At 31.0% G+C, this 26191-nt stretch carries 25 protein-coding genes; 13 read left to right on the top strand and 12 right to left on the bottom strand.

Annotation, left to right across the window (positions count from 1 at the left end):
* Positions 1-269 precede the first annotated feature (269 nt).
* Positions 270-1004 carry an SAM-dependent methyltransferase gene (locus AC0L4B_RS02470; RefSeq protein ID WP_473438399.1) on the top strand — a complete coding sequence of 245 codons (735 nt, stop codon included), beginning with the start codon at positions 270-272 and terminating at the stop codon, positions 1002-1004.
* A gap of 272 nt (positions 1005-1276) precedes the next feature.
* Here the strand turns inward: AC0L4B_RS02470 and AC0L4B_RS02475 are convergent, their stop codons facing one another.
* On the bottom strand, positions 1277-1858 hold the full coding sequence (locus AC0L4B_RS02475; RefSeq protein WP_473438400.1) for a phage tail protein: 582 nt from the start codon (positions 1856-1858) through the stop codon (positions 1277-1279).
* Between the two features lie 210 nt (positions 1859-2068).
* On the opposite strand from AC0L4B_RS02475, the gene AC0L4B_RS02480 reads away from it, so the two are divergent.
* The 3 genes from AC0L4B_RS02480 to AC0L4B_RS02490 all read left to right on the top strand — a co-directional run bounded on the left by AC0L4B_RS02480 (position 2069) and on the right by AC0L4B_RS02490 (position 4585).
* The gene (locus tag AC0L4B_RS02480; protein WP_473438401.1) at positions 2069-2503 is read left to right on the top strand and encodes a hypothetical protein; all 435 of its coding nucleotides are present in this window, start codon (positions 2069-2071) and stop codon (positions 2501-2503) included.
* Between the two features lie 608 nt (positions 2504-3111).
* Positions 3112-3915 (top strand): sensor histidine kinase, encoded by an 804-nt coding sequence (locus AC0L4B_RS02485; protein WP_473438402.1) that lies wholly within the window; start codon positions 3112-3114, stop codon positions 3913-3915.
* Positions 3905-4585: a response regulator gene (locus AC0L4B_RS02490; RefSeq protein WP_473438403.1), complete on the top strand. Its 681-nt coding sequence runs from the start codon at positions 3905-3907 to the stop codon at positions 4583-4585. The genes AC0L4B_RS02485 and AC0L4B_RS02490 overlap by 11 nt, the downstream gene beginning before the upstream one ends.
* Positions 4586-4651: 66 nt before the next feature.
* Here AC0L4B_RS02490 and AC0L4B_RS02495 read toward each other — a convergent pair whose 3' ends face one another.
* The 4 genes from AC0L4B_RS02495 to AC0L4B_RS02510 form a co-directional block, all read right to left on the bottom strand.
* Entirely contained in the window at positions 4652-5365 is a 714-nt protein-coding gene (locus AC0L4B_RS02495; protein WP_473438404.1) for a Bax inhibitor-1/YccA family protein, read from the bottom strand.
* Between the two features lie 79 nt (positions 5366-5444).
* A complete protein-coding gene (locus tag AC0L4B_RS02500) occupies positions 5445-6155 on the bottom strand; it encodes a zinc metallopeptidase (protein ID WP_473438405.1) in 711 nt (236 codons plus the stop codon).
* Positions 6156-6234: 79 nt separating this feature from the next.
* Positions 6235-6591, bottom strand: coding sequence for a YraN family protein (locus tag AC0L4B_RS02505; protein ID WP_473438406.1), 357 nt, complete (start codon positions 6589-6591; stop codon positions 6235-6237).
* A complete protein-coding gene (locus tag AC0L4B_RS02510; protein WP_473438407.1) occupies positions 6591-7505 on the bottom strand; it encodes a S66 peptidase family protein in 915 nt (304 codons plus the stop codon). Before AC0L4B_RS02510 ends, AC0L4B_RS02505 begins: the two co-directional genes overlap by 1 nt.
* 100 nt (positions 7506-7605) lie before the next feature.
* Here AC0L4B_RS02510 and metG point away from each other — a divergent pair, with 100 nt between their 5' ends.
* From metG to AC0L4B_RS02530, 4 genes are all read left to right on the top strand, one after another.
* Positions 7606-9717, top strand: a complete 2112-nt coding sequence (gene metG, locus AC0L4B_RS02515) for a methionine--tRNA ligase (protein WP_473439384.1) — start codon at positions 7606-7608, stop codon at positions 9715-9717.
* A gap of 105 nt (positions 9718-9822) precedes the next feature.
* On the top strand, positions 9823-10293 hold the full coding sequence (locus tag AC0L4B_RS02520) for a lipocalin family protein (RefSeq protein ID WP_473438408.1): 471 nt from the start codon (positions 9823-9825) through the stop codon (positions 10291-10293).
* A gap of 5 nt (positions 10294-10298) precedes the next feature.
* Positions 10299-11003, top strand: a complete 705-nt coding sequence (locus AC0L4B_RS02525; protein ID WP_473438409.1) for a YiaD family glycine zipper/OmpA-like lipoprotein — start codon at positions 10299-10301, stop codon at positions 11001-11003.
* 88 nt (positions 11004-11091) lie between these two features.
* Positions 11092-13212, top strand: a complete 2121-nt coding sequence (locus tag AC0L4B_RS02530; RefSeq protein ID WP_473438410.1) for a Tex family protein — start codon at positions 11092-11094, stop codon at positions 13210-13212.
* A gap of 57 nt (positions 13213-13269) precedes the next feature.
* Here AC0L4B_RS02530 and AC0L4B_RS02535 read toward each other — a convergent pair whose 3' ends face one another.
* Entirely contained in the window at positions 13270-13770 is a 501-nt protein-coding gene (locus AC0L4B_RS02535; protein WP_473438411.1) for a hypothetical protein, read from the bottom strand.
* 94 nt (positions 13771-13864) lie between these two features.
* Positions 13865-14209 carry a hypothetical protein gene (locus AC0L4B_RS02540; RefSeq protein WP_473438412.1) on the bottom strand — a complete coding sequence of 115 codons (345 nt, stop codon included), beginning with the start codon at positions 14207-14209 and terminating at the stop codon, positions 13865-13867.
* 128 nt (positions 14210-14337) lie between these two features.
* Here AC0L4B_RS02540 and AC0L4B_RS02545 point away from each other — a divergent pair, with 128 nt between their 5' ends.
* The 4 genes from AC0L4B_RS02545 (at position 14338) to AC0L4B_RS02560 (ending at position 16810) form a co-directional block, all read left to right on the top strand.
* Complete coding sequence (locus AC0L4B_RS02545) at positions 14338-15243, top strand: histone deacetylase family protein (protein ID WP_473438413.1); 906 nt, start codon at positions 14338-14340, stop codon at positions 15241-15243.
* 36 nt (positions 15244-15279) lie between these two features.
* The gene (locus AC0L4B_RS02550; protein ID WP_473438414.1) at positions 15280-16107 is read left to right on the top strand and encodes a helix-turn-helix domain-containing protein; all 828 of its coding nucleotides are present in this window, start codon (positions 15280-15282) and stop codon (positions 16105-16107) included.
* Positions 16108-16228: 121 nt separating this feature from the next.
* Positions 16229-16396: a hypothetical protein gene (locus AC0L4B_RS02555; protein WP_473438415.1), complete on the top strand. Its 168-nt coding sequence runs from the start codon at positions 16229-16231 to the stop codon at positions 16394-16396.
* A 24-nt stretch (positions 16397-16420) separates the two neighbouring features.
* The gene (locus AC0L4B_RS02560) at positions 16421-16810 is read left to right on the top strand and encodes a plastocyanin/azurin family copper-binding protein (protein WP_473438416.1); all 390 of its coding nucleotides are present in this window, start codon (positions 16421-16423) and stop codon (positions 16808-16810) included.
* A gap of 124 nt (positions 16811-16934) precedes the next feature.
* Here the strand turns inward: AC0L4B_RS02560 and AC0L4B_RS02565 are convergent, their stop codons facing one another.
* Genes AC0L4B_RS02565 through AC0L4B_RS02575 form a run of 3 tightly spaced genes read right to left on the bottom strand, consistent with a single transcriptional unit; the run spans position 16935 to position 21650 of the window.
* Complete coding sequence (locus tag AC0L4B_RS02565; protein ID WP_473438417.1) at positions 16935-17312, bottom strand: hypothetical protein; 378 nt, start codon at positions 17310-17312, stop codon at positions 16935-16937.
* Positions 17313-17368: 56 nt separating this feature from the next.
* The gene (locus tag AC0L4B_RS02570) at positions 17369-18799 is read right to left on the bottom strand and encodes a DUF5689 domain-containing protein (RefSeq protein WP_473438418.1); all 1431 of its coding nucleotides are present in this window, start codon (positions 18797-18799) and stop codon (positions 17369-17371) included.
* 40 nt (positions 18800-18839) lie between these two features.
* A complete protein-coding gene (locus AC0L4B_RS02575; protein WP_473438419.1) occupies positions 18840-21650 on the bottom strand; it encodes a carboxypeptidase-like regulatory domain-containing protein in 2811 nt (936 codons plus the stop codon).
* Positions 21651-21791: 141 nt separating this feature from the next.
* Here AC0L4B_RS02575 and AC0L4B_RS02580 point away from each other — a divergent pair, with 141 nt between their 5' ends.
* Complete coding sequence (locus AC0L4B_RS02580; RefSeq protein ID WP_473438420.1) at positions 21792-22862, top strand: endonuclease/exonuclease/phosphatase family protein; 1071 nt, start codon at positions 21792-21794, stop codon at positions 22860-22862.
* A gap of 64 nt (positions 22863-22926) precedes the next feature.
* Here AC0L4B_RS02580 and AC0L4B_RS02585 read toward each other — a convergent pair whose 3' ends face one another.
* Together AC0L4B_RS02585 and AC0L4B_RS02590 are read right to left on the bottom strand one after the other, a co-directional pair.
* The gene (locus AC0L4B_RS02585) at positions 22927-23361 is read right to left on the bottom strand and encodes a hypothetical protein (RefSeq protein WP_473438421.1); all 435 of its coding nucleotides are present in this window, start codon (positions 23359-23361) and stop codon (positions 22927-22929) included.
* Positions 23362-23464: 103 nt separating this feature from the next.
* Positions 23465-26077: a TonB-dependent receptor gene (locus AC0L4B_RS02590; protein ID WP_473438422.1), complete on the bottom strand. Its 2613-nt coding sequence runs from the start codon at positions 26075-26077 to the stop codon at positions 23465-23467.
* Between the last annotated feature and the right edge of the window lie 114 nt (positions 26078-26191).

Consider the following 26191-nt stretch of genomic DNA (forward strand, 5'->3'; position numbering starts at 1 on the left):
TTTTTTTATTACCTAACACCAAACACCTCTGTAACTTTTTAAAAAACAAGTACTTATACACGAGTAAAAAAACACGTGTTTATACGTATAGGATAAACAATTATTTATACGTATGTAGGAAACAACTATTTATACGTCCTAAATTAACAGATATTTATACACGTGATGATATTTGAGCAACGCTAGTTATATAAGACGTGTTTTTCTAAATAATTTGTTTAATTTTAATTACATTTTTAAACATCATAAAAAACACTATGTTCTCTGACTTGCATTTAAAAGAAATAACTATACTATTAATTCATTCACAAACAGAGAAAGAAGAAATTAAGGCTGTTAATTTATTATCAAATTTTTATTCTAAAATTTTAGATGTCGTCACATTTGAGAGTTTTATAGTAACTGACACAAAGGTAAGAGGTGGCCTAGCGTTATCTCCAAAACATGCTAAAGATTGTTTAGAAGACTATGTAAGAACTGCTCGTTTTATTAAAGGAACATACAAAGCAATACAAAAGGCAAAACAAATTTTCGAAAACAAAAAAATTGAAATCGTTTATGCAGGTACGGGTCCATTAGGCACATTACTAATCCCATTACTACCTTTATTTAATAGTAATGATATCTCCATTACATTTATAGATATTCATGAAGACTCTGTTTTAAATTTAAAACAAATAATTAATTATTTAGGTTTTAAAGACTATGTAAAAGCGTACTTAATAGAAGATGCAACAACCTTTAAATTTAAGGAAGGAACGCATATACATGTTGCCGTTACAGAAACTATGGATAAAGGTCTTACAAAAGAACCACAAGTTTCAATAACTCAAAATTTAGTAATGCAACTTTGTGAAAAAGGAATTTTAGTTCCAGAAGAAATAGAAATAAGCACTAGAAAATCATTTCATGTTAAAGAAAAGGCATTTAAGTCAAGTACAAACTATAAAGACTATATTAACTTAGAAGAAAAAAAGTTTTATTCTCAATCAATAAAAATATAAAGTCTAAGTTTAATTTCGAATCTGATTGGCTCTTTTTTTATCAAGACTTTGAAACCACTCCAGATATTTGCATTTACACAAAAATTAGAGTGTTTGAAGATGTTTTTATAAATGACGGGGAATCTTTGATAACCAATCCTTATTGTGTTAAATCGTTATATACTTTAAAAAAGAATAAATACAAGCTGTACTATACAATGACAAATACCCCAAATTGGTATATAAAATAAACAATGCTCTATAGAAACATTAATAGAGCATTGTTCTTAATATTAATCTCTTGAAGGATAAAGCCCTACTAAAGCGATGATAAAATTAACTGCTAAAGATGGTTGCATATTTTGGTGAGGTTGATTTCCACCCTTATTTTGTGTTTGTACAGAATTTGAATTAGGATTTAAAACAATGTCAGGCGTCGCTTCATTAAAACCTAATGATGGATCAAAATCTCTACCAGAACTTTTTCCTGGGGATGCAATTGAGGAGTTGTTAGTTGCTGACTGTAGAGTAGCATTACCAGAGCTGACTTTTATTTCTCCTTGAGCAAGATGGTTGTGACTAGGCATTTCAAGCTCAGTTAAGGTATGATATTCGCCTCCTAGTTTTTGACCTAAAGGCCTAAGTGTAAGTCCTGGCCCTGCACTATTCCCTGAGTGAATTGGAGCTCTACCTCTTAAATCTGGTAATGCAAAAGTAGTTCTTCCATCACCACCGTAAATGGTTCCTATAATTGAAAATAAAGCTGAGTTTTGTGAAATTGATAATAATTGTCCGTTGCAAAAAGCCCAGCCTCTTGGGGCAAAACTTCCTGCAAACATACTGACCGATCCTATAAGTGGGTCTGCTGATGCCATAATAATAAATTTTAGTTTAAAAAAAGTTCTAGATGTAATATATATATATATAATAACAACCTCAAAACTATACCCTATAACCATTTCTAATAAGCGTATAATCACGGTGTATTAAAACCACGTAAAAACACCTGATTTTAGTATTGCGGTTTTTTATGTGAATTAGTATGACTAGATTTATGATATAATTTAACCAAAACATAAAAAACCATGAGTAAAAATGAAGTAACACTAGAAAATGCAAAAAATTGGGCTAAAAAATGGCAAACTGAAAACCCAAAGCATTGTAAAGCTTTTTTGATGCCCTCTATAGATTTAATAGAGACTTTTATTGAAATGAACGTTTTAGTAAAACAAGACGACGGTAACTACAGCCTTCAAAACGTCGATTCTAGTAGCGTCCGTGCCTATTTGGCAATTGATGAAGAAATTGAAGACGGTTTTGGAGAAAAACTATTACTTGTTGGAACTAAAGTAGACTGTAAGGGGATTCATCGTGATATTATAGAAGACGAAAAACCTTCAGGTTGTGATGACGGTATTGTCGAAACAGCTGTAAATGCATTAACAGGAAGTGGCGTTTTTGATTTTACATCACCTTGCCCAAGTGATTGTGATATAAATAGTCCTTTATTCAACCCATAAAATTTAATGAAATTAATAAGTTCTATTTTTGAATACACTGGAATAGCTATACTTTTTATTACTGCTATACTATTTTTTAAAAGCTATACTTCTAAAAAAAGTATGGCTTTTAAATATTTTAGTTATTATTTAGGGACTTCTTTGATTATTGTAGTACTAACATCTACGCTATCATATTTTTCAAAAGACAATCTTTACTTGTCTCACTTTTATTTTATTGGACAATTTATTCTATTATCTTTATTTTATCGAGAATTATTTAACTCAACTCAAAAGAAGATAGTTAATACAATTTTACTCTTAGTTTTATTAACTTTATCAATACAATATATTAATAGACCTATTTTGTTCTTTAAATTTTTTGTTTTTGAAATTTTTATAACCTCATTTCCTATTGTTATATATTCTATTATTCATCTCTATAATTCAATAAGCAAAAAAGGTGCTTTTATATACATAAATGCAGGAGTTTTAATCTACTTGACAACTAGCACTTTAATATTCATTTTAGGAGATTATTTATCTGAATATAATAACGCAACAATTAAGAAGATTTGGTTGGTAAACAAAATATTATATTTATTATATCTAATATTAATTTTTATAGAATGGAAGACAACATTATCGATGGACAAGAACAAGTAATAGTCGCTCTAGTCTATGGTCTTATTTTTTTAGTGTTGCTTACTACTGGACTTATATTATTTTTCCATTATTCAAGACAAAAAATTATTCAAAAAGAACTTGAAAAAGCTGATTTAAAACTTAAAAATCAACAAAAAATATTACAAACCTCTATCGCTATTCAAGAAAGAGAACGTAAACGTATTGCTCAGGATTTACATGATGCTATCAGTTCTAAATTAAATATTGTAAGCTTAACCACAAATGTTTTACTTATAGATGAAACTATTACTGAGAAACAAAAAACAGCCTTAGAGCAAATATTAAACATCACTACAGGAACTTTAGAAAGCTCACGTAAAATTGCACACGATTTATTACCTCCTATATTAAATGAATTTGGTCTAAAGGCTGCATTACAAGAATTATTTGAAGACTTTTCTAAACACACTAAAATAGAAATTGAAGATAACGTTGAAACCTTAACTAGATTATCAAAAAGCGACCAATTACATGTATTTAGAATTGTTCAAGAACTTATTAACAACTCTATTATACATGGTAAAGCAAATGAATTAGTAGTATATATGGAACAAAATGAAACAGGTTTTATAATACACTATCAAGACAACGGTAAAGGGTTTGATGTCAATAAAACACATGAAAAACCAGGGATAGGCCTTCAAAATATTAAAAGTAGAGTTAAAATTTTAAAAGGAACACTTAAAATAGAAAGCACACCAAATAACGGAAGTCAATTTATTATACGTTGTAATTATGAAAGATAAAATAAAGATTGCATTAGCTGATGATGAACTTTTGTTTAGACAAGGTCTAAAAGCTATTTTAGAAACTAATGAAGCAATAGAAGTTCTTTTTGATGTTGAAAACGGAGAATACTTAATACAAGAATTACGTAATACTGAAACTTTACCCGAAATAGTAGTTACTGATCTTAAAATGCCAGAACTTAATGGTGTAGAAGTCACTAAACTTATAAAAAAAGAGTTTCCTGAAATTAAGGTTATTGCCTTGACCAGCTATTTTAGTAAACCTTTTATTTTAAATATGATTTCTATAGGAGCTGTTGCATATTTAGCAAAAAACAGCACACCTGCATTAATGATAAAAACCATAAAAGAAGTCGCTTCTAAAGGGTTTTATTATGACCAACAAGTTCTACAATATATTCATGAAAACATCACTAATCCTTCAGACAAAAAAGTAAAATCTAATTTTGACACTAATTATTTTACAAAACGTGAAACAGAAGTTTTAACTCTAATATGCAAGCAACTAACTACTAGTGATATTGCCGAAAAACTTTTTATCAGTCCAAGAACGGTAGAAGGGCACCGTAATAATTTATTGTTAAAAACAGAGTCTAAAAACGTTGCAGGATTAGTTATATATGCTCTTAAGAACAAATTAGTTTCTTTAGAAAATGATTCCTTCTAAAAAACAAAAAAACGTTTTGAATTTAATTCAAAACGCTTTAAAATTTAATTTTTTATTAAAAAGTGATTAGTCTCTTGACATAAAAATTCTTAGAATATACCAGAATAATAACATTAACGACGCAAACAGACCTAAAGCTGCAGGTATATAATCGTCAGTAGAATATTTATTTACAATTTGAGACGTTTGATAAAGTATAGATCCAGCTGCTAGTACACACATCGCACCAGAAAACCATAAACCTAGGTCAAACCCAAATATTGTTCCAGCAATAATTAACCCTAAAGCAATAAAAAAACCGATAGTTAATCCAGCTTTTAAAAACGAAAAATCTTTATTTGTTAACATCACCACCGCTGTTAAACCTGTAAATAAGGCTAAAGTTACTAGTGCTGCTTGTTGTAATATTTCTGCTCCAGAATCCATATAAAACGCTGCAATAGAAATCATAGGCACAAAAATAACAGCTTGTGCTAAAATGTATATTCCGTAGGCTAAATATTGCTTATTCTTATCAGCTGTTTTCATAGCTGTACTTTCGGCATAGGTTGTAATTAACATAAATCCTCCTAATAGTAACAACCATTTATAGCCTTGCGTCATTGACAACATAAACTCTACTAAAGCATCACTTTGTAATAATAAATATTCAAATAGTACAAAAGCTAAAACACCTCCAGCAACGTGACCATAAGTTTTTTTATAAAATGCAGTTCTATCTGCTTCAGAAGCCATAGTTAAATGTGTTCCTCCTTGATAATTTTCTAAATTATTGTCCATAAATTATTGATAGTTTAAATTGGTTAATCAAATGTAAAAAAAGAAACCTAATAATTTTACTTATTAGGTTTAATATATTTTAGTCTCTGCTACCCAAAATTTGCATAGCCCAATACAATAAAGAGGCTAATGCACCAATTGCAGCAACCAAATAGGTTCTGGCTGCCCATTTAAGCGCATCTTCAGATCCTTTATACTCATCTGGAGTCACTATATTTTTTGCTTTAAGCCAAGCTAAAGCTCTATTACTAGCATCATACTCTACTGGTAAGGTTATAAAACTAAATAAGGTTGCGAAACCCATCATTACTAATCCTGCGATAGCGACATAAAATCCACCTGCACCTAAAATGTTGGATGCCATTAAAGCAATACCACCAATAATTACCCATTGTGACATACTAGATGTGACTTGTACTACTGGCACTAATTTAGATCGCATGGTTAAATAACTATAAGCTGTTGCATGTTGTACTGCATGTCCAACCTCATGTGCTGCTACAGCTGCTGCTGCTGCATTGGCATGATTGTAAACCACCTCACTTAAATTAACTGTTTTGTTTGTTGGATTGTAATGATCTGTTAATTGTCCTTTTACAGAAATTACTTTTACATCTCTAATCCCATTATCAGACAACATTTTTTCGGCAATTTCTTTACCTGTCATCCCATTACGCAAGTGTACTTTAGAATAAAATGCAAACTTACTTTTAAGTTTATTACTTACAATACCACTAATTATACCTATTACACCAATTAAAATGTAATAACCCATATATCCTGAAAACATATTCTTTATTTTAAATTAACAATATAAATATAACAAAAAGTGAGCCAATATAACAGCAAGCTATTTTGTCAGTAAACACTTAAAAATGATAAAATGCATTTTTCAGATGTTCGATACTAAATTGATTATTAACTTTAACAATAGCAATGATATCAAAACGAATTTCTACATCTAAGCCATTTGTAGTTACATATTGGTCTACTGCTTTTACTAAACGTTGTATTTGTTTAGGTTTAACGAAATCTTGCGGATTACCAAAATTAGTGGTTGATCGTGTTTTAACTTCAATAATAGCTAAAACATCTTTTTTGGCTATTATGTCAACTTCTGCTTTAGCAAAACGGTAATTACGGTCTAAAATATCATAGTTGTTTTCAATTAAAAAATCAACTGCTAATTGTTCTCCTTTTTTACCAAGTTCGTTATGACTAGCCATTATTGCTTAAATACTACACTTGATTTATTTTTTTCAACCTTCAAAAATACCTCACGTCCTAAAATTAAAGCTCTGTTATCTTTTTCATGTCCAGCAGGCATATTAAAAGCTACAGGAAAATCATACTCTGACAAAACATCTAAAATAAGCTGCTCTACTGAAGTTCCCCAAAGGGTCGTATTCTTTCTCATTTTGCTCATATCGCCTACTAAAACTCCTGCACAGTCATCAAAATAACCTGCTCGTTTTAAACTTTGCAACATTCTATCGATATGGTATTTATATTCTCCTATTTCTTCAATAAACAAAATTTTACCTTTAGTATCTATGCTTTCTTTTGAGCCCAACATGGTGTGTAAAATAGTTAAATTCCCACCAACTAATGCTCCATTGGCATCTCCTGACTTGTTATAGTTTGATCCTTTTAAAGTATAATTTAAAGGTTTACCAAAAAGGGTATTTTTAAAAGTTGCAATACTTTGCTGAATATTAGACAAATCTGTTGGTAAACTTACACACATAATAGCGTGTAAAGTTTGCACACCTAAATTATGAATTTGATTGTGTAATGCTGTGATATCACTATAACCAATTAGCCACTTTGGTTGTTTTAAAAATTTAGTATAATCTAATTTATCTAATATTCTGACTGTTCCATAGCCACCTCGAGCTGACCAAATGGCTTTTATTTTTGGATCGTCCAATGCGATTTGAAAGTCTTCACATCGTTCCTGATCTGTTCCTGCAAAATGATCGGCTTGATTGTATATATTTTTACCAATCACAACATGCAATTGCCAGCTTTCTAAAAGTTTTTTTGCTCGATTAACTTCATCGTTTCTATTTTTTAAAACTCCTGAAGGTGCAACAATAGCAACAGTATCTCCTGCTTTTAAATAAGGTGGCTGTATCAATTTTGTTTCAGTTTTATTTTGTGCTAACGTTGTTTTATTCCCTAAGAAAAAAACATACAACACATAATCAATAGTAATCTCTTTTTTGTCATATTGTAAAATTACATTTTTTTCTAAATGGCTATCAAATTGCGTATTTTTACGGCTTCAAAAGAAAATAAAGATGTCAAAAAGATATACAATTACAGCAGCCTTACCTTATACTAATGGTCCAATACATATTGGTCATTTAGCAGGTGTTTATGTTCCTGCAGATATTTATGCTAGATACAAAAGATTAACAGGTAACGATGTTGCTTTTATTTGCGGAAGTGACGAGCATGGTGTGCCAATTACTATTAAAGCTAAAAAAGAAGGGGTTACACCTCAACAAATTGTAGATCGCTATCATAAAATTATCAAGGATTCTTTTGAAGAATTTGGAATTACCTTTGACAATTATTCTCGTACATCAGCAAAAATCCATCATGATACTGCTTCTGAGTTTTTTAAAACTTTATATGATAAAAATGAATTTGTTGAAGAAGTTTCAGAACAATTATATGATGCAGAAGCTAACCAATTTTTAGCAGATAGATTTGTAATAGGAACTTGCCCAAAATGTGGTAATGAAGAAAGTTATGGTGACCAATGTGAAAAATGTGGAACCTCACACAATGCAACAGATTTAATAAATCCTAAGTCTGCAATTACTGGTAATGTCCCAACATTAAAAGAAACTAAACATTGGTTTTTACCTTTAAATAAGCATGAAGCATTTTTGCGCGAATGGATTTTAGAAGGTCATAAAAAAGATTGGAAACCTAATGTATATGGCCAAGTTAAATCATGGATTGATGATGGGTTAAGACCACGTGCTGTAACTAGAGATTTAGATTGGGGAATTCCAGTACCTGTTCCTGGAGGAGAAGGAAAAGTATTATACGTATGGTTTGATGCACCAATAGGCTACATATCATCTACAAAAGAATGGGCTGCAAGAGAAGGTAAAGATTGGGAGCCATACTGGAAAGATAAGGACACAAAATTAGTACACTTTATTGGTAAAGATAATATTGTGTTTCACTGTATTATATTTCCTGCAATGTTAAAAGCAGAAGGCAGCTATATTTTACCTGATAATGTTCCTGCTAACGAGTTTTTAAATCTTGAAGGCAATAAATTATCAACCTCAAAAAACTGGGCAGTTTGGTTACCAGATTATCTACAAGATTTTCCTAATCAACAAGACGTGTTACGTTATGCTTTAACTGCAAATGCACCAGAAAGTAAAGACAACGATTTTACTTGGAAAGACTTTCAAGCTAGAAACAATAACGAGTTGGTAGCAATCTTTGGTAACTTTATCAACCGTGTTGTAGTTTTAACCAATAAATACTATGATGGTATTGTACCAACTCCTTCAGAATTTGAAGCTATTGATCAAGAAACTTTAGCAACCGTTAAAGCGTATCCAGCAGTTATTGAAAGCTCATTAGAGCGTTACCGTTTTAGAGAAGCTGGTCAAGAATTAATGAACCTAGCTAGACTTGGAAACAAATATTTAGCAGACGAAGAACCTTGGAAACTAGTTAAAACTGATGAAGCCAGAACTAAAACCATTATGTACGTTGCGTTACAAATTGCAAGTGCATTGGCAACTTTATCAGAACCATTTTTACCATTTACATCTACAAAACTTAAAAACATATTAAACACAAGTACTAATGTTTGGAGTGATATAGCAACCAAAGACGTTTTACTTCCTGCCGAACACCAAATTGGTAAAGGTGAATTATTATTTAGTAAAATTGAAGATGCTACCATACAAGTTCAATTAGATAAATTAGAGGCTAGTAAAAAAACAAATGAAGCTGCTAATAAAGTAGTCGAACCTCAAAAAGAAGAAATTACTTTTGACGATTTTACAAAATTAGATTTACGTGTTGGAACAATTTTGGAGGCAGAAAAAATGCCTAAAGCAAAAAAATTATTAGTCTTAAAAGTGGATACAGGTATTGACGTTCGCACCATTGTATCTGGTATAGCTGAACACTTTAAACCAGAAGATATTATTGGTAAAAAAGTTACTGTTTTAGTTAACCTAGCACCAAGAGCATTACGTGGTGTAGAAAGTCAAGGAATGATATTAATGACTGAAAATGCTGAAGGTGCATTGGTATTTGTTAACCCTGACGATGCTTCAGTAAACAATGGATTACATATTAGTTAATTTTTTTCTATCTAAAATGGAAATTATATAATGCATGAAAACAATCATGTAATATAAAATATCAAAGACGGTTGTATCTTTGTATCATAATTTAAAACCAATATTATGAAACAAATTGTAACCGTCTTATTTTTGAGTCTACTTTTTAGTTGTGGATCAACAAAAGTCGTAAGAGAATCAAGAAAAACCATAAAAGGGTCATGGGTATTAAACTCGATTAACTACAGTCAACCCGGAACATACAATGTCACACTTTTAAACGATGCTTCAAAAGAATGTTTTGAACAAAGTACATGGCAATTTATACCAAATAACTACTCTGGTACATATACTATAAATAATGCTAATTGTAGTACAGGTGAAAGAAATTTCAACTTTACAATTCAAGAAGTAGATCAAACTACAGGCTTATATAGTTTTTTATTAAAGCCTACTGACGCCAAAGGTAAAAGTGATACTAACCAAGGGTTTAGATTAACCTTAGCACAATTATCAGAAACTAATATGAGATGGGAACAAACCTTAACTGTAGACGGTAAACCATTTACTATTAACATGAACTTTATAAAACAATAAACACTATGAAAACTATAATAAAAAATATATCGACAAGTGCTTTAGCTATATTTTTAATAGCAAGTGTATCTAGCTGTAGCAGTGTACAAAACGCAAATAACAAACAAAAAGGAGCAGTTATTGGAGCCACAGGTGGAGCCATCCTAGGTGCCATAATTGGTAACAATGTTGGTAAAGGTGGTAATGGAGAATTAGGTGCTGTTATTGGTGGTGTTGTTGGTGGTGGAGCTGGTGTGCTTATCGGAAATAAAATGGACAAACAAGCGCAACAAATTGAAGAAGAAATTCCTGGTGCAGTTGTAGAGCGTGTTGATGACGGAATTGTAATAACCTTTGATGAAAATAGTGGTGTGTTTTTTGATACAGCTAAATATAATGTAAACGCAGCATCACAGACTAGTCTAAACAAATTAGTCTCTGTATTTAAAGAATATCCAGACACAAACATATTAGTAGTTGGTCATACAGACAGTGTTGGGAGCGAAGAAAGCAATATGACTTTATCCAAAAACAGAGCATACGCTGTAACAAACTACCTGACTAATCAAGGTTTAAGCAGCAGTCGTTTTACAACTAATTGGTTTGGAGAAACTCAACCAATAAACGATAATAGTACAGCACAAGGACGTGCAAAAAACAGACGTGTAAATGTTGCCATTTTACCAAATGAAAAAATGATTAACGACGCACAACAAGAAACTCAAAATTAATATAATTCTTTATAAATTTTATTCGGAAAATTAAACTGAGTTAGATATATTACAAGACCTTATTTATTAAAAAATAAGGTCTTTTTTTATGCTTATAAATTATATAATTTCAAAAACTAAACTACCTAAAACGTCAGTTCAAAACACCATTGACTTACTTAACCAAGATGCTACAATTCCGTTTATTTCTAGATATCGAAAAGAAGCAACTGGAAATCTAGATGAAGTACAGATTGGAGCTATCGTAAAATATAAAGAAGAATTTGAAACTTTAGAAAAACGTAAAACCGCAATTTTAAAAGCTTTAGATGAACAATCCGTATTAACCGAAGCTTTAAAAGCTAAAGTTGAAGCTTGTACAGATCTTGTTACTTTAGAGGATTTATATTTACCCTATAAAAAAAGCAGAAAAACCAAAGCAGAAACTGCACGTAAAAATGGCTTAGAGCCTCTAGCAAAAATCATCATGAGCCAAAATGCAAATGATGTAGAAGCTATTGCTTTTAAATACGTTAAAGGAGACATTACAACAGTTGATGATGCTTTAGAAGGTGCACGACATATTATTGCTGAATGGATTAATGAACGTACAGACATACGTAATAACTTGCGTAAACAATTAGAGCGTCATGCTATGATTTCCACGACAGTGGTAAAAACAAAAAAAGAGGACGAAAACGCTCAAAAATTCAGAGATTATTTTGAATGGGAAGAAGCATTAGGTCGCATACCATCACACAGACTGTTAGCTATTTTAAGAGCCGAAAAAGAAGGTTTTATTAGAGTTAAGATTGAAATAGATAAAACTAAAGCATTAGAAAACATTGATCGCAGAATTATAAAAAGCGACAATGCTTGTGCTGACCAAATAGAGCTTGCAATAAGTGATGCCTACAAGCGTTTACTGTTTCCGTCATTAAGCAATGAAGCTTTACAAAACGCCAAAGAAAAAGCAGATCAATCTGCTATAAGTGTTTTTGCTAAAAACTTAAAACAATTATTGTTAGGTTCGCCTTTAGGCGAAAAAAGAGTACTTGCTATAGATCCTGGTTTTAGATCAGGTTGTAAAGTGGTGTGTTTGGATGCACAAGGGACTTTATTACATAATGAAAACATCTATCCACATGCTCCAAAAAATGATAGTGTTGGTGCCATGAAAAAATTAGCAACTTTAACTGAAGCCTATACTATTGATGCTATTGCTATAGGAAACGGAACAGCATCTAGAGAAACAGAAGCTTTAGTAAAAAAAGTCCATTTCAAGAATGACATTCAAGTCTTTGTTGTTAGTGAAGCTGGAGCAAGTATATACTCGGCTTCAAAGATTGCTAGAGACGAGTTTCCTGATTACGACGTTACCGTTAGAGGATCTGTATCTATTGGACGTCGTTTACAAGATCCTTTAGCTGAATTGGTAAAGATTGACGCCAAGTCTATTGGTGTTGGACAGTATCAACATGATGTAGATCAGAGCAAACTACAAAAACAATTAGATATTGTTGTTGAAAATTGTGTTAACAGTGTTGGCGTTAACATCAATACTGCAAGTACCTCTTTGTTAAGTTATGTGTCTGGAATTGGCCCAAAATTAGCCGAAAATATTTTTAATTACAGGTCTGAAAATGGTATCTTTAAAAGTAGAAGTGATATTAAAAAGGTTCCTCGTTTAGGCGCAAAAGCGTTTGAACAAGGTGCAGCCTTTTTAAGAATTAGAGAACCTAAAAATCCATTAGACGATTCGGCTGTACATCCAGAAAGCTATACTATTGTTAAAAATATGGCTAAAGATTTAAAAGTAACTTTAAACGATTTAATTGGTAACAAAGAACTACTAAAAAAAATAGATTTAAAAAACTATTGCTCTGATACTGTAGGATTACTAACATTAGAAGACATTATTAAAGAACTTGAAAAACCTGGTTTGGATATTAGAGAGGAAGCTAAAGTCTTTACTTTTAATCAAAATATTAAAACAATTAACGATTTATCGTCCGGACAATTATTACCTGGAATAGTTAATAATATTACCAATTTTGGCTGTTTTGTAGATGTTGGTATTAAAGAAAGTGGATTAATTCATGTCTCTAATTTATCAGATAGCTTTGTTAAGGATGTAAATGAGCATGTGCATTTACACCAACAAGTTATTGTTAAGGTTTTAGAGGTTGATGTTACTAGAAAAAGGATTCAGTTAAAATTACATAAATAACAAAAAAAGCATCAACCTTATATGAGATTGATGCTTTTTAACTTTAGAAAAACTTGTTTATGATGCTTGTTTTAAAGTAATGGCTTTAAACAAATTAGTTTCAATTATATCGTGCCAATTTTGAATACGTTTGGCTTCATAATCTTCAATAAATGCCTCATTTGCATCAAAAAAAGACAATGTTAAAGCTTCTTTTTTAGGCGATATAAATTGTAATTGCAAATCTAAATGCTTCAAATTTGATACTTTATCTCTTCCTTTTTGATAATCAGAGATAATTTCACAAGACTTGACTTGAGATAAATCTATGGTTTTTACCACATTAATTTCATCTTTAAAATGAACATAAGATAGCATGTTTTGGTTTTCGGCGAAAGCCATATATTTATTATTCCAAGTTTCGGACATAGTATACTTTAACCCATTGGAAAGTAATAGTTTTTCGGCTTTATGTTTTGTTTTTGTTTTGCTATTTAATCCTTTAAATACAAATATAAAAAAAGGGACTAATACGCTTAAAACTACTAATATTGCTAGTAGCGTGAATGGTAATTTCATGGTTTTAATTTTTAGATTTAATGTATAATACATCAACACAAAGTCTTAATTTTAAAGACTTAGCGCTGCAATAGTTGGGTAAAACGTATTGCTTTTAAGTAAACCAATGAAATGGATAAATAATCTGTGTTTTGGATAATCCTACAGTAATACTAGCACAGTTTTTTTGATATAATAAAACAGTATTTTGTTGTGTTTTATTTACCGTTTTAACCAATGCATACTGCTTGTAAAATGAGGTATTATCTTCTAACTGAAGGTTAACAGATAACTCAATGTCAGAATTTACAATAATACCTTGAGAGTCTAATGAAGGACTGGCTTGAACGGTATGTTGCGGAAAAGTATGCTGTACAATATTGGTATCTTTACCTTCTGAAAAAAAGATAGTAGAGACACTTAATAAAAGCGTTATAACTAAAAAGTTAAGCTTTGACATTATTATACTTTTGTTTAGTTGACAAAGATATAACTTATCTTGTTAAGAGTGTCTTAAAGTTTTTAAACAGACCTAATTGTTTATAAAATTAGGAAGCCTTAACTTTAAATTTTTAAACTACTTTTTGAATGCTAAAAATAGCTTACCATCCTATTTATTGTCATCCGTTACCAGAAAAGCATCGGTTTCCGATGATAAAATATCAATTATTACCTGAACAATTATTGCATGAAGGCACTTGTATTGAAGCTAACTTTTTTGAACCTAACAGGATGATTAATGAAGCCCCTATTTTAGCTGTACATGATCCTGAGTATTATTACAATTTACTAAATATCACTTTAAATCAACGTGCTGCACGTAAAATTGGCTTCCCTTTGAGTGAGGTTTTGATAGAGCGAGAAATAACTATTGCAGATGGTACTATAAAAGCCAGTCAATTTGCACTACAACATGGTATTGCTATGAATATTGCTGGAGGTACACATCACGCTTACAGCAATCGTGGTGAAGCTTTTTGTATGTTAAACGACCAAGCAATTGGTGCAAGATACTTGCAAAATAAAGGTTTAGCTAATCGTATTTTAATTGTAGATTTGGATGTACACCAAGGTAATGGTACTGCCGAAATATTTAAGAATGATAAGTCTGTGTTTACATTTTCAATGCATGGAAAACACAATTATCCATTTAAAAAAGAACAAAGCGACTTAGATATTGCTCTAGAAAACGATGTTGAAGACACTGAGTATCTTTCAATTTTACAAAAAATATTACCTAAATTAATAACAGACTTTAAACCTGATTTTATCTATTATTTAAGTGGTGTTGACGTCATTAAAACAGATAAATTAGGTAAACTAGGCTTAACAGTAGCTGGTTGCAAAACAAGAGATCAATTTGTTTTAAACACCTGTAAAACACACAGCATTCCTGTTATGTGCAGTATGGGTGGAGGCTATAGTCCTGACATAAAAACCATTGTAAATGCGCATGCCAACACCTATAGATTAGCTCAGGATATTTATTTTTAATTGTAATTATTAGCTAATTTTATAGACTATAAGGTTATGCTAAAAACATTTACAGAATTTTCTACCAACGGGATCTTAACAATCTCTGACCAAAGCCATTTAAAAACGTTTACCAATTCTAAACAAATTGGCTTATATACCTTTATTGTTACTAAAAATTCTAGTTTAGACTTGATTGTAGATGGTGTACCACTAGTTTTAAAACCACATCAAATTTTATCATTAACACCAATACAACAGTTAAAATATGTAGCTGGAGAGCAAAGTGTTGTTTATCAATTTAATCAAGAATTTTATTGTATTAAAGACCATGATAAAGAAGTTGGTTGTGCTGGTGTTTTGTTTTTTGGAAACGATACTATTCCTGTTATTACTTTAAATACTATCGAGCAAGATAAATTTAATATGTTGCATGATATGTTTTTAGAAGAAATTGAAACTCAAGATACTATTCAAGCAGAAATGCTAAGAATGCTTTTGGCTAGGTTTATTATTAAAACTACCAGATTGCTTAAGACCGAAACTACAAGTGATACCATTGTCAAATCTACAGATGAAACCTTAAGACAATATAACTTATTAGTTGAAGCTCATTTTAAGGACGCACATCATGTTGGATTTTACGCAGACAAACTTAATAAATCAGCAAAAACACTATCCAATAGTTTTTCAAAATCCGGACAAAGTCCTCTAAAAATAATACATGAACGGTTAATTTTAGAAACTAAACGTCAATTAATGTATACGGATAAAACTGCAAAACAAATTGCTTATGATATTGGTTTTGAAGACGCCTCACATTTAAGCAGACTGTTTAAAAAACAAACGATGGTAACTATATCAGAATTTAAAAACAGCTTATAAACTCTTTTTTTACAACAAAACCACAATTAGGGAAAAATAGACATCTACTAAGGTAATATTGTCGTTTTAAAATCTACTTTCACATCGCATCTTTGCAGTATAATACTTAAACATATACAAGATGAGAACAACAAGATCCATATTCAATTTAATAGAAATATTCACAAAAGCTAAACGAAATATAGCTAAAACTGTTAATCCACAAGAGCATTGTGAGCACAAACAACTACACGACTATTATTGTGACGCAGAATTAAACAAAGGAATTATTGACAATTCAATTATATAATAACAAATCTATAAATTTAAGACAATGAAAAAATTAATCACAACTTTAGTATTAACATTAACTCTTTTAGTATCTGTTAATGCACAAGACAAAATGATGAAAAACGATACTGTAAAAACAGTAGCACTAGAGCAGACCACTGGTGAGTTTACACAAAAAGGTTTAACTGTAAGTGAAGGAACTTATATATTTGAAATTGCAAATAATGCAGTTGGTAAAGATGTTGGTTTTGTACTAATCAAAAAAGGAGCTGATGCATCCAATCCAGAAAACCACATCAAAACTGCTTATGTCACTAGCGTTGTTAAAGACGGAGAAACACAAAGTAGCAAAGCTACAATATTAGCTAAAGGTGAATACACTTATTTTTGCCCATTAAATAATACACCTCAGTACACCTTAACTGTACAGTAGATTACTAAAGTCTTCTCAAATTATTTAAAGACTTAAAAATAAATGATTGATAGCCATTATATTTTTATTTAAAATAAAAAAAGCCTGCTAAATTATAGCAGGCTTTTTACTTATGTATTGATCTTTAAAAACTTTGAAGTAGAATTACCCCTAATAATACACACACAAAAGGCAAACTTAACAATAAACCTAAATTATGTTTACTTGATTTGCTTTTGTTAAATTTAGCGTTTAAAACCTTTCTAGTTTTACCATTATACTTTAACCAATTTTGAATATGTATAATAAATGAAATAATTGCAAATAATATCCAAGCTTTATCATTAGATATGGTAGAAGCATTCATTTTAGTTAAAAAAGTAGCTATAAACACACCCGAAACAAAAACTAATGCGATTTGCAATGCCGAAATATAAAACAAAGCTATAGTGTTTGCTTTTTGTTTAAAACGTGTTTTAAAGGCTGTAAAAACAGTAAAAAATAAGTGATCGAATGTTGTCATAAATGATATAAAAAAACCTGCTACAATGTAGCAGGTTTTATAGTGTTTAATTTTTACTATTCACCTGAAACTGAAACATTATCAATATGTAATGTCGTGTTTAAATTATTAGTATCGCTTCCAGTGTAAACAAATGCTATGTAACCAGTTCCTGAATAAGAAGATAAATCTATTGGTCCAGAGTTTGTAAATGTAAACCAAGCTTCAAAATCTTCCTCATAACTTGTATTAGCATCTAAAGGAATCCATGTCGCAGATGCAACATTAGCAGAATTACCATCAAAATCTGTTGAGATATACACTTGTAAAGCATCATGACCTGCATCTGGGTAAGCATGTTCTGTTTGAAATGTTAATGTTTCAGTTGAATATACATCTAAATCTATTCCTGGAGTAATTAACCAACCTACATTACTTATTTCTCCTGTACCAAAAGCTGAAAATTCAGCATAACCATTTCCATTATAAACTTGCTCTGTCCATAACTCACTACCATCTTGAGCAATATTTAACCAACCTGTTGTATCTAAATTAGTTCCAGCGGTTGCATCATCAAAACGCTCTTCAAAAATAGTCGAAGCCAAAAGACATCTATCACCTTCCATGTTAACATCTTCTGCTGTATTTAAAGCTAAGACATAACTACTAGCATCAAAAGTTTTACTAACAACAGCTTGAATTGTACCATTCCCTGTTGGTAATAATTGTTCTTTAAAATTAGCAAATGAACTAGTCTCTAATATAAATTCGTCATAATTAGAACCATTACAAACTTGCATTGTTCTAGCTGTATCATAAACTTCATTAGGATCAAAATAACGTGCTCCGTTTAAATTGTCTGTAAACTCTACATCTTGAATTTCTACAAAAACACCAACTTTACTATCATCTATTTCCGAAAATGTAGTTACAAGAGGAATTAAATCCTCTGTCATAGGTGAGCGAAGAAGTTTTTGAGCTATTTGATTTATGTTTAATCTTGTAACTGTACCTCCATATTGGTCAAATTCAGTTCCACCACCAATAGTTATTACTCCACTTCCAGTTCTTTCTTCACCTATATAAAGACCTTTTAAGTTTATGTAAACTTCGCGACCTTTATTAAATTGATTATAAGTATCTGTTTGCTCTAAAATAATTTTTACCGCACCAGAAGGATCACTTATATCGTCTTGCATATATATTTCTTTAAAAAAGTTTCCTGTTGCATCACTTGAAGAAATATACCCTTTAATGTATATATCATTTTCAACTAGAAAAGGTATTGCATCACTAGTATCGTTATCGTTATTAGGATCTGAATTATATAAAGCCTTAGCATAACTCATTTCGACTTCTGTTGAAGAAGCCAATAAAGTATTTAAAGCATTGTTTTCTTCTGTACCTTGAGATTGTGGCACTGAAAAATCATCGTCTTCTACACAAGATGTGACAGCTAATAAAGCCATAAGACTAAAAGCTAATGTTAAATATTTATTCGTTTTCATAATTGTAATATTAATTATTAATAATTTTTCTTTTCCTTTTTTAAAATCTAAGATACACATTTACAAAGTAATTAGCGCCTCTACCATACCAATACTTAGGACCAAAAACTCTTTTTTCAAGACTTACATCTTCTTTAAGTTCTTGATAATTTGCATTTCTACCTTGCTCAAAACCTCCTGTTTTATAAACTTTATCTAAAAGGTTTCCTACACTTGCAAAAAAACCAACATATTTATCGCCAATTTTCCAAGATTTACCTCCTACTAAATTTACTACCATATAGTCATCAAACTGTTCTTGCTTAAGCAATTCTTTAGCAATTTCAGTATCATAATCATTAAATGGTAAACCATCTGAAGGATTAAGATAAAAATTAGAAGTTCTGTTTAATGGACTTACATCTATATAAGCGTTTGAGAAAAAGTTAGCTGTAGCACCAAACCACCAATAATCAGGGTCACGGTATTCAAAACCAATAGATGCTGCTCTTTGTGGACCTCCAGCAACTTTATAATCTTTTAAATAAGCTTCTCCAAAATTTGAAACTTGACTATCTGAAGACACATATAAATTAGGATTGTTTTCATAAGTGTACTCTCCTACAGAAGCTGCTCCTTTTAACTTAATTGTTGGTGTAACTTGAGCTTCAATCCCTAATTCAAAACCAATATGTTTTTTATCAACACCTTGTAACACCTCTGAAACTAAAGCATTAGTTTCAACGATACCATCAGAGGTTATAAATCCACCAATACCATCTGCATAGTAAAAAGAGGTTTCGTTAGCATCCTGAATTTTAGTATAAAAACCTGTCAATTTAGCTTTCACTATTGGTGATCTAAAAATATAACTTGCATCTAGGGACATCACTTTTTCTTCAGTAATATCTTGACCTGTTATATCTACTCCGTTAACAACTCCAACGTAATCATTATTTGCTCTTGAGTTAGTAAAAGTATTTCTTAAAGAAGGTGCTTTAGCTATATAACCACCATTAAAATCTAATAAATGCTTTCCTGAAATCTTATAGGTAAATCCTCCTTTAGCTCCATAACCTGTAAAGTCTATTTTATCACCTTTACCATAAGAATTGTCAGCTATTACATTATCATCAGTATCTAAAGTAACATTTGCTTCATTTTGATATAATCCTTCTCTCTGGTAATCTGTTTTAGTTATGCTACCTGATAAATAGAAATCTACTTTATTGTATTTAAATTGTGCTTGTGCAAACCCTGATATTTCATTTGAATATAAATTGTAATTATATCTAAATTTATCTCCTACATAAGCAACTTGATTAGGATTTAATAAGTCATATTGAAAACCATCAAAAGAATCTATGTTTAAAACTCCTGTAGTACTTCCTAGTAAATCAATGATTTCAGCAAAGTTTTCTGATCGTAATCTACGATAGTTAATAGCTCCATTAAATAAAATATTTTCATTTAATTCTGTATTAAAAATGGTATTAACAGTTAAAAGTTTATCGTCATTTCTATCCTCGTATAATACATAAGCAGCATTTGTACCAGAAATATTATTAGTTAGATTGGCATCCACTATTCTGTCCCAGTCAATCTGTCCATCATTTAGAAATTGTTGCTCAGCAATATATGCTGCAGCATAATCTTCATCTGCTACAGAGTAACTTGGTAAATCTTGATAATATGCAGGACTTGGGTTTGATCCACCACCATAATCAATACGACTATTACCAACTTTACCAAATTGGTAACCAATGTTAGTATTTAAACTTGTCTTATCTGATATGTCCCAAAAGTGATTTAATAATAAAATTGGTTCTTCAACTTCTTTAATACGCGAATTTTTCTTCTCTCCATCATAATTTCCCCAGTATTCATTATACTTAATACCTTTTAAATCATATACTTCTTGTGTATTTGGAGATGATTTACCTCTACGGTTTGGAGCGTAAATTGAAGTAAAGTTAATACTGTGTTTATCATTAATTTTCTTTTCTACAGAAGCAAAAAGCGAGTTAGAATCATATAAAGTAGCATCTTGATACCCTTCATCTCCCCAACGTCTACCTACCATAAGTGTGTAAGCCCAACCGTCTTCCATTAATCCAGAAGCATAACTAGCCATTAATCGGTTAGTATAACTTCTATTTGAAGATGAATAGGTGATACGCCCACCTTCTCTATAATTAGAAGCTCTAGTATTTATGTTTGTTGTTCCTAAAACACCTCCAAAACTATAAGCAGATGGTGACAACCCAGTACTTAACTCTTGGTTACGTACAACGTCGTTTAATCCTCCCCAATTACTCCATTGTGGACGACCTGTGTCTTGCTTATTCATTTCTACTCCATTAATTAGGACCTTGGCGTTATCTGAGTCTAAACCTTTAACTCTAAAAAATGATGAGCTAAACTCAAATGCAGCTGTACGTTGAAAAATATCTTGTGATGATGATAGTAATCCTGAGATATTATCAGATCCACTAGTATCATCATTTAATTCGTCGTCAGATAAAGTAATTGTAAACAAGTCTTGTTCGTTAGCTATAGACACATCTAATGTCATATCCTGTATATCAAGTGTTTTACCTTGATTAACAATAATAGGATATCTTTTGGTTTGATAACCTTCTTTTTCAATTTTAAGAATTTGTTCACCTAGAGGTATTTCACTTGTAAAGGTAAATTGTCCAAAACCATCAGTTTGTTCTGATAATAATGATTTTTCAATGGTAACGGTTACATCAGGAATAGGCTCATCGGTTACAGCATCCTTAACACTACCTTTAACGGTAGTCTGTTGTGCAACAAGTGTAAACGTTGAAAGAATCCCTAATAAGAAAAATAAATAACTTTTTTTCATACTATAAATTATAGTTAATTAATTGTTGGTACGTTAAATAATGATTATTTAAAGCGTGCAAATTTACATTATTTCTAATAAATATATACTTTTGGCAAGCGTTTTGTATTTAAGATAACGTTAACATAACACAAAATCATAATGACACACTTAAAACTTTGGTTTACAACATTTTTACTTACAGCTTTTGTAAGTTTAAACGCTCAAGAAAAGAAGAAATACAAGGTCCATACAGTAGCCTTTTATAACCTAGAAAACCTATTTGATACAATTAACGATCCTACTAAATACGATGAAGCTAGCCCAATGATGGAAATCAAAGCTAATAGGTCTGAAATCTACAAGAAAAAAGTCCACAACATGGCTCGTGTAATTGCAGACATAGGTAGTGAAGTTACAAATAACACGCCTGCTTTAATTGGAATTTGTGAAGTAGAAAACGTTAATGTCATTGAAGATGTTGCCAACGACCCTTTACTACTTGGTAAAGATTATGGCATAGTACATTTTGACGGTCCTGACAACAGAAGTATTGACGTCGCCTTATTATATCAGAAGTCATTATTTCAAGTCATGACAAAAAGCACGCACACGCTTAAAATATATGATGACAAAACAAGAAAACGTATCAATACTAGAGATCAATTATTAGTTACAGGTCGTTTAGAAGGAGAAAAAATACACGTCATTGTAAACCATTGGCCTTCTAGAAGTGGTGGTGAAGCTAAAAGTAGACCAAAACGTGTTGCTGCTGCAAAGCTTAACAAAAGAATTATTGACAGTTTACAATCTGTAGATCCGTATGCTAAAATTATTACAATGGGAGATTTAAATGATGACCCTACCAATGCTAGTGTTAAGGACGTTTTAAAAGCCGAAAGAAACAAAGACAAAGTTGATTTTAAAGGTATTTACAACCCTTATATTGATATGTTTAAAAAAGAAGGTTTAGGTACTACTGCATATAGAGATGCTTGGAGTTTATTTGATCAAATTATGATTACTAAACCATTTTTAGATAAAGATTATTCTAACCTTACATACTATAAAGCAGGGATTTTTAATAAGTACTATTTAGTAAATAAAAAAGGACGTTATAAAGGTTATCCATTAAGAAGCTTTGCAGATGGTGGATTTACTAATGGATTTAGCGATCACTTTCCCGTATACATTTATTTAATTAAAGAAGTAAATGACACTAAAACTAAATAAAATATAGAAGATTAGTTTTCTATTAACACAATAAAAAGCGACCCTAAGGGTCGCTTTTTTGATTCTATAAACCTAACCAAATCTTCCATGGTATTTTAGCTAAAACTAGTATTAATGCTAAAGTATAAAATATAGCAATTGTCTTAAGCTTATTTTTTGAGGTTAATTTCTTTTTGTGCTTAGAATATCCAATAGTTATTAAAGCTACAGCAATAATCATAGTTAAAGGATGCTCGACAACATTAGATCTCATAGTTGCATTCTTCATGATTTCACCCATACTCATTTCACTAAAGTAGTCTGCAGCAAACCACAATACCATGCCAATTAATAAATGTATATGAGACACAATTAAAGTGAATAAAGACATCCTAAAATCACGCGCTTCATACTCTTTTTTAGTAATTGATTTATATAAAGCATTAAAGGTTGCTATTACTATCATAAAAAGCACTAAATAAGCCCAATAACGATGTAATATTTTAAGTGTTGAATACATATATTTTCTGTTTATTAAATTAAAGGATAAAGGTAATAATTAATTGCATAAAAAAAGCCTCTTCATATTGAAGAGGCTTTTAAAATCTTATTATTAATTAGATTTAGAAGTTATAACGTAAACTAGCGTTATAAGTTCTTCCAACTCCTAAATAATAACCAAATGCATCTCTTTGGTTAATATATGCTTCGTTAAATAAATTATAAACGTTAGCTCTAAAAGTCATTTTATTAGATCCTAAATCAAATTTGTAAGTTAATCCTGCATCAGCTAAGGTGTAAGAAGCCAATCTTTTAGATCTATATTTACCACCCGCTATTGCAGTAGCTGCAACTTCTTCTGGGTCAACAAACTCATATAAATCTGAATAAATATTATAATCCATATCAACAGATAACCCTTCAAATAAGTTAGCTCTAATACCAGCTCCAAAAGACGTTTGAGGCGCATTACCAATCTTTACATCAGTTAAATCAACTACACCATCAGTTATTATAAAATCACCAGTGTCAGTATTTTGTAAAGTATATGGTGTTTCACCATCATATTTCCAGTTTCCAACAGAACCGTAACCTCTAAAGCTTAAAGAAGAAGCGGTAGGTCTATACTCAAAATCAAATTCTACACCTGTATGCACCTGTCTAACATCTGTTAATCTGTAAGTACCAAATTCATCATCATCATTACCTAATTCACCATCCGCTCCTTCTAAATCTGTACCAAAAGTTAAAAATCTGTTACCCCAATTAGATGAGTAAACATCAACATTAATTCTCCATTCACCTGCTTTAAATCTATAACCAGCTTCTAAACCTGTAATTTCTTCATTTTCAACTTCAGGGTCTACTATCTCATTAGAGTATAAGATATCTGCAAAAATATTATCTAAAAATGGTTGGCGAGAAAAGAAACCAGCATTACCAAAAATAGAGTGTTTTTCATTAAATTTATAAGCTAAACCTCCTTTTAAGTTATAACCTGTTTTAGTTATTTTTTCTGATTTACCTAAACCATCTCCAGTTCCAGTAAACTTTCCTTCTCTTTGATAAGACTGAGTAGATAAAGCACCTTGAAAAAATGCAGAAAAGCTATCGTTTTTATATTCTACTTGTCCAAAACCTCCTAAATAGTTTATATACTCAGAGTAGTTTCTATCATATCTTTGATCATCATCTGCATAATCAAATAAAGCAGACCATGGATTAGCCTCAAAACTCTCTGTTATCACGTAATCACCAGGTCTATCAGTTCTAAAATTATCATTATAACCAGTTAAACCTAAATAATCATTTATTTGTCTAAAGTGTTCTCCTGTGTAGGTTCTTCCATCAACACCAATATTAAATGACCAATTGTCATTCATTTCAACATTTAAATTAGAAAGTATACCATACCAGTTATGGTTATTTACAGAAGATCTTCTTAAGTAAGAATCTCCAAAATTACCTACACCATCTGTAGCAGTATTGACGTTATTTTCAACAATTTGATCAAAATCAATTTCTCCCAAATCAGTACGAACTCTTCCATTACCAACATTTCCGGTTCCACCACCACGTCCCCATGATGCATATAATACAGATGATAATTCTAATCCTTCCTTAATTTCATAATCCCAGTTTAAGTTTGCTACTGGCTTATGGTAGTAGTTTCTTCTTTCAGTATAACGAGATCCTTCTAAGAAACCTGTGTTTGGGTTATATTTTTCACCATAATCTTCATAATCTTGTAAATCACTAGAGTAATTTTGATCATGCCATTGTGGAGCACCAGTTAACAAGAAGTTAAAAGTATGCTCATCATTAGGCTTATATCCTACAGAGAATAAATAGTTTTGTCCTTGACCTGCAGTACCAGCAGCATATTTCCTGTGTGCTTGCCAGTGGTCAACTAAAATTGTGTAAGCCCAACCGCTTTCTTTTAAACCTGAACTATAAGAAGCTGTTGCTTTAGCATAACTATCGTTACCTCCTAAAAAACGGATAAAACCACCTTCTTTATTTTCTGTAGTTTTTGATACAATATTTACTGTACCTCCAACTGAAGAAATTGCTAATTTTGATGCTCCTAATCCACGTTGGATTTGAACAGCGTTAGCAACATCACTCATACCTGACCAATTTGACCAGTACATTCTTCCGTCTTCCATTCCATTAATTGGTTGACCATTTAATAAGTAACCTGTGTTAACTTGGTCAAAACCTCTTAAAAATATTTGGCTATCACCAAATCCTCCAGCTTGATTAGATACATATACAGATGGTGTGTTTTTTAAAGACTCACCAAATTCAACGTTACCAGATGCTTTTAATTGAATGTCTTTTCCTCTAATAGTAGAAACAGCTACTGGTGTTTGTCTACCTGCTGCTAAATCTATTACTCCAGTACCAACAATTACAACCTCATCTAAAGAGTTGTCCGAAAATAAAGACAGATTACCTAAATCAGTATCTCCATTAAAAGACTTAGTAATTTTCCCAAAACCTACATATGAAATTTCAAGTACACCTGAACTAGACTGAGTAGTAAGTGAGAATGTACCATCAAAATCAGTAGTCGTTCCATTTGTCGTTCCTTTTTCAACAATTGTTGCACTAGGTAACGCAGAGTTTAATTCGGCATCCATTACCGTTCCCGTAACAGTACTTTGGGCCATTGTAAATGCAGTACACATAAATGCTACTGCAAAAAACATAACTTTAATTGTGTTTTTCATTTTGTTAATTTAAGATTTGTTTATTCAAATTCTTTTGCAAAAATACGACTAAATATAATTACAATATTAACTTAATGTTAACAAATGTGTTAACACTAAGTTTAACAAAACTAA

This window comes from Olleya sp. NP1-10 (assembly GCF_055804415.1).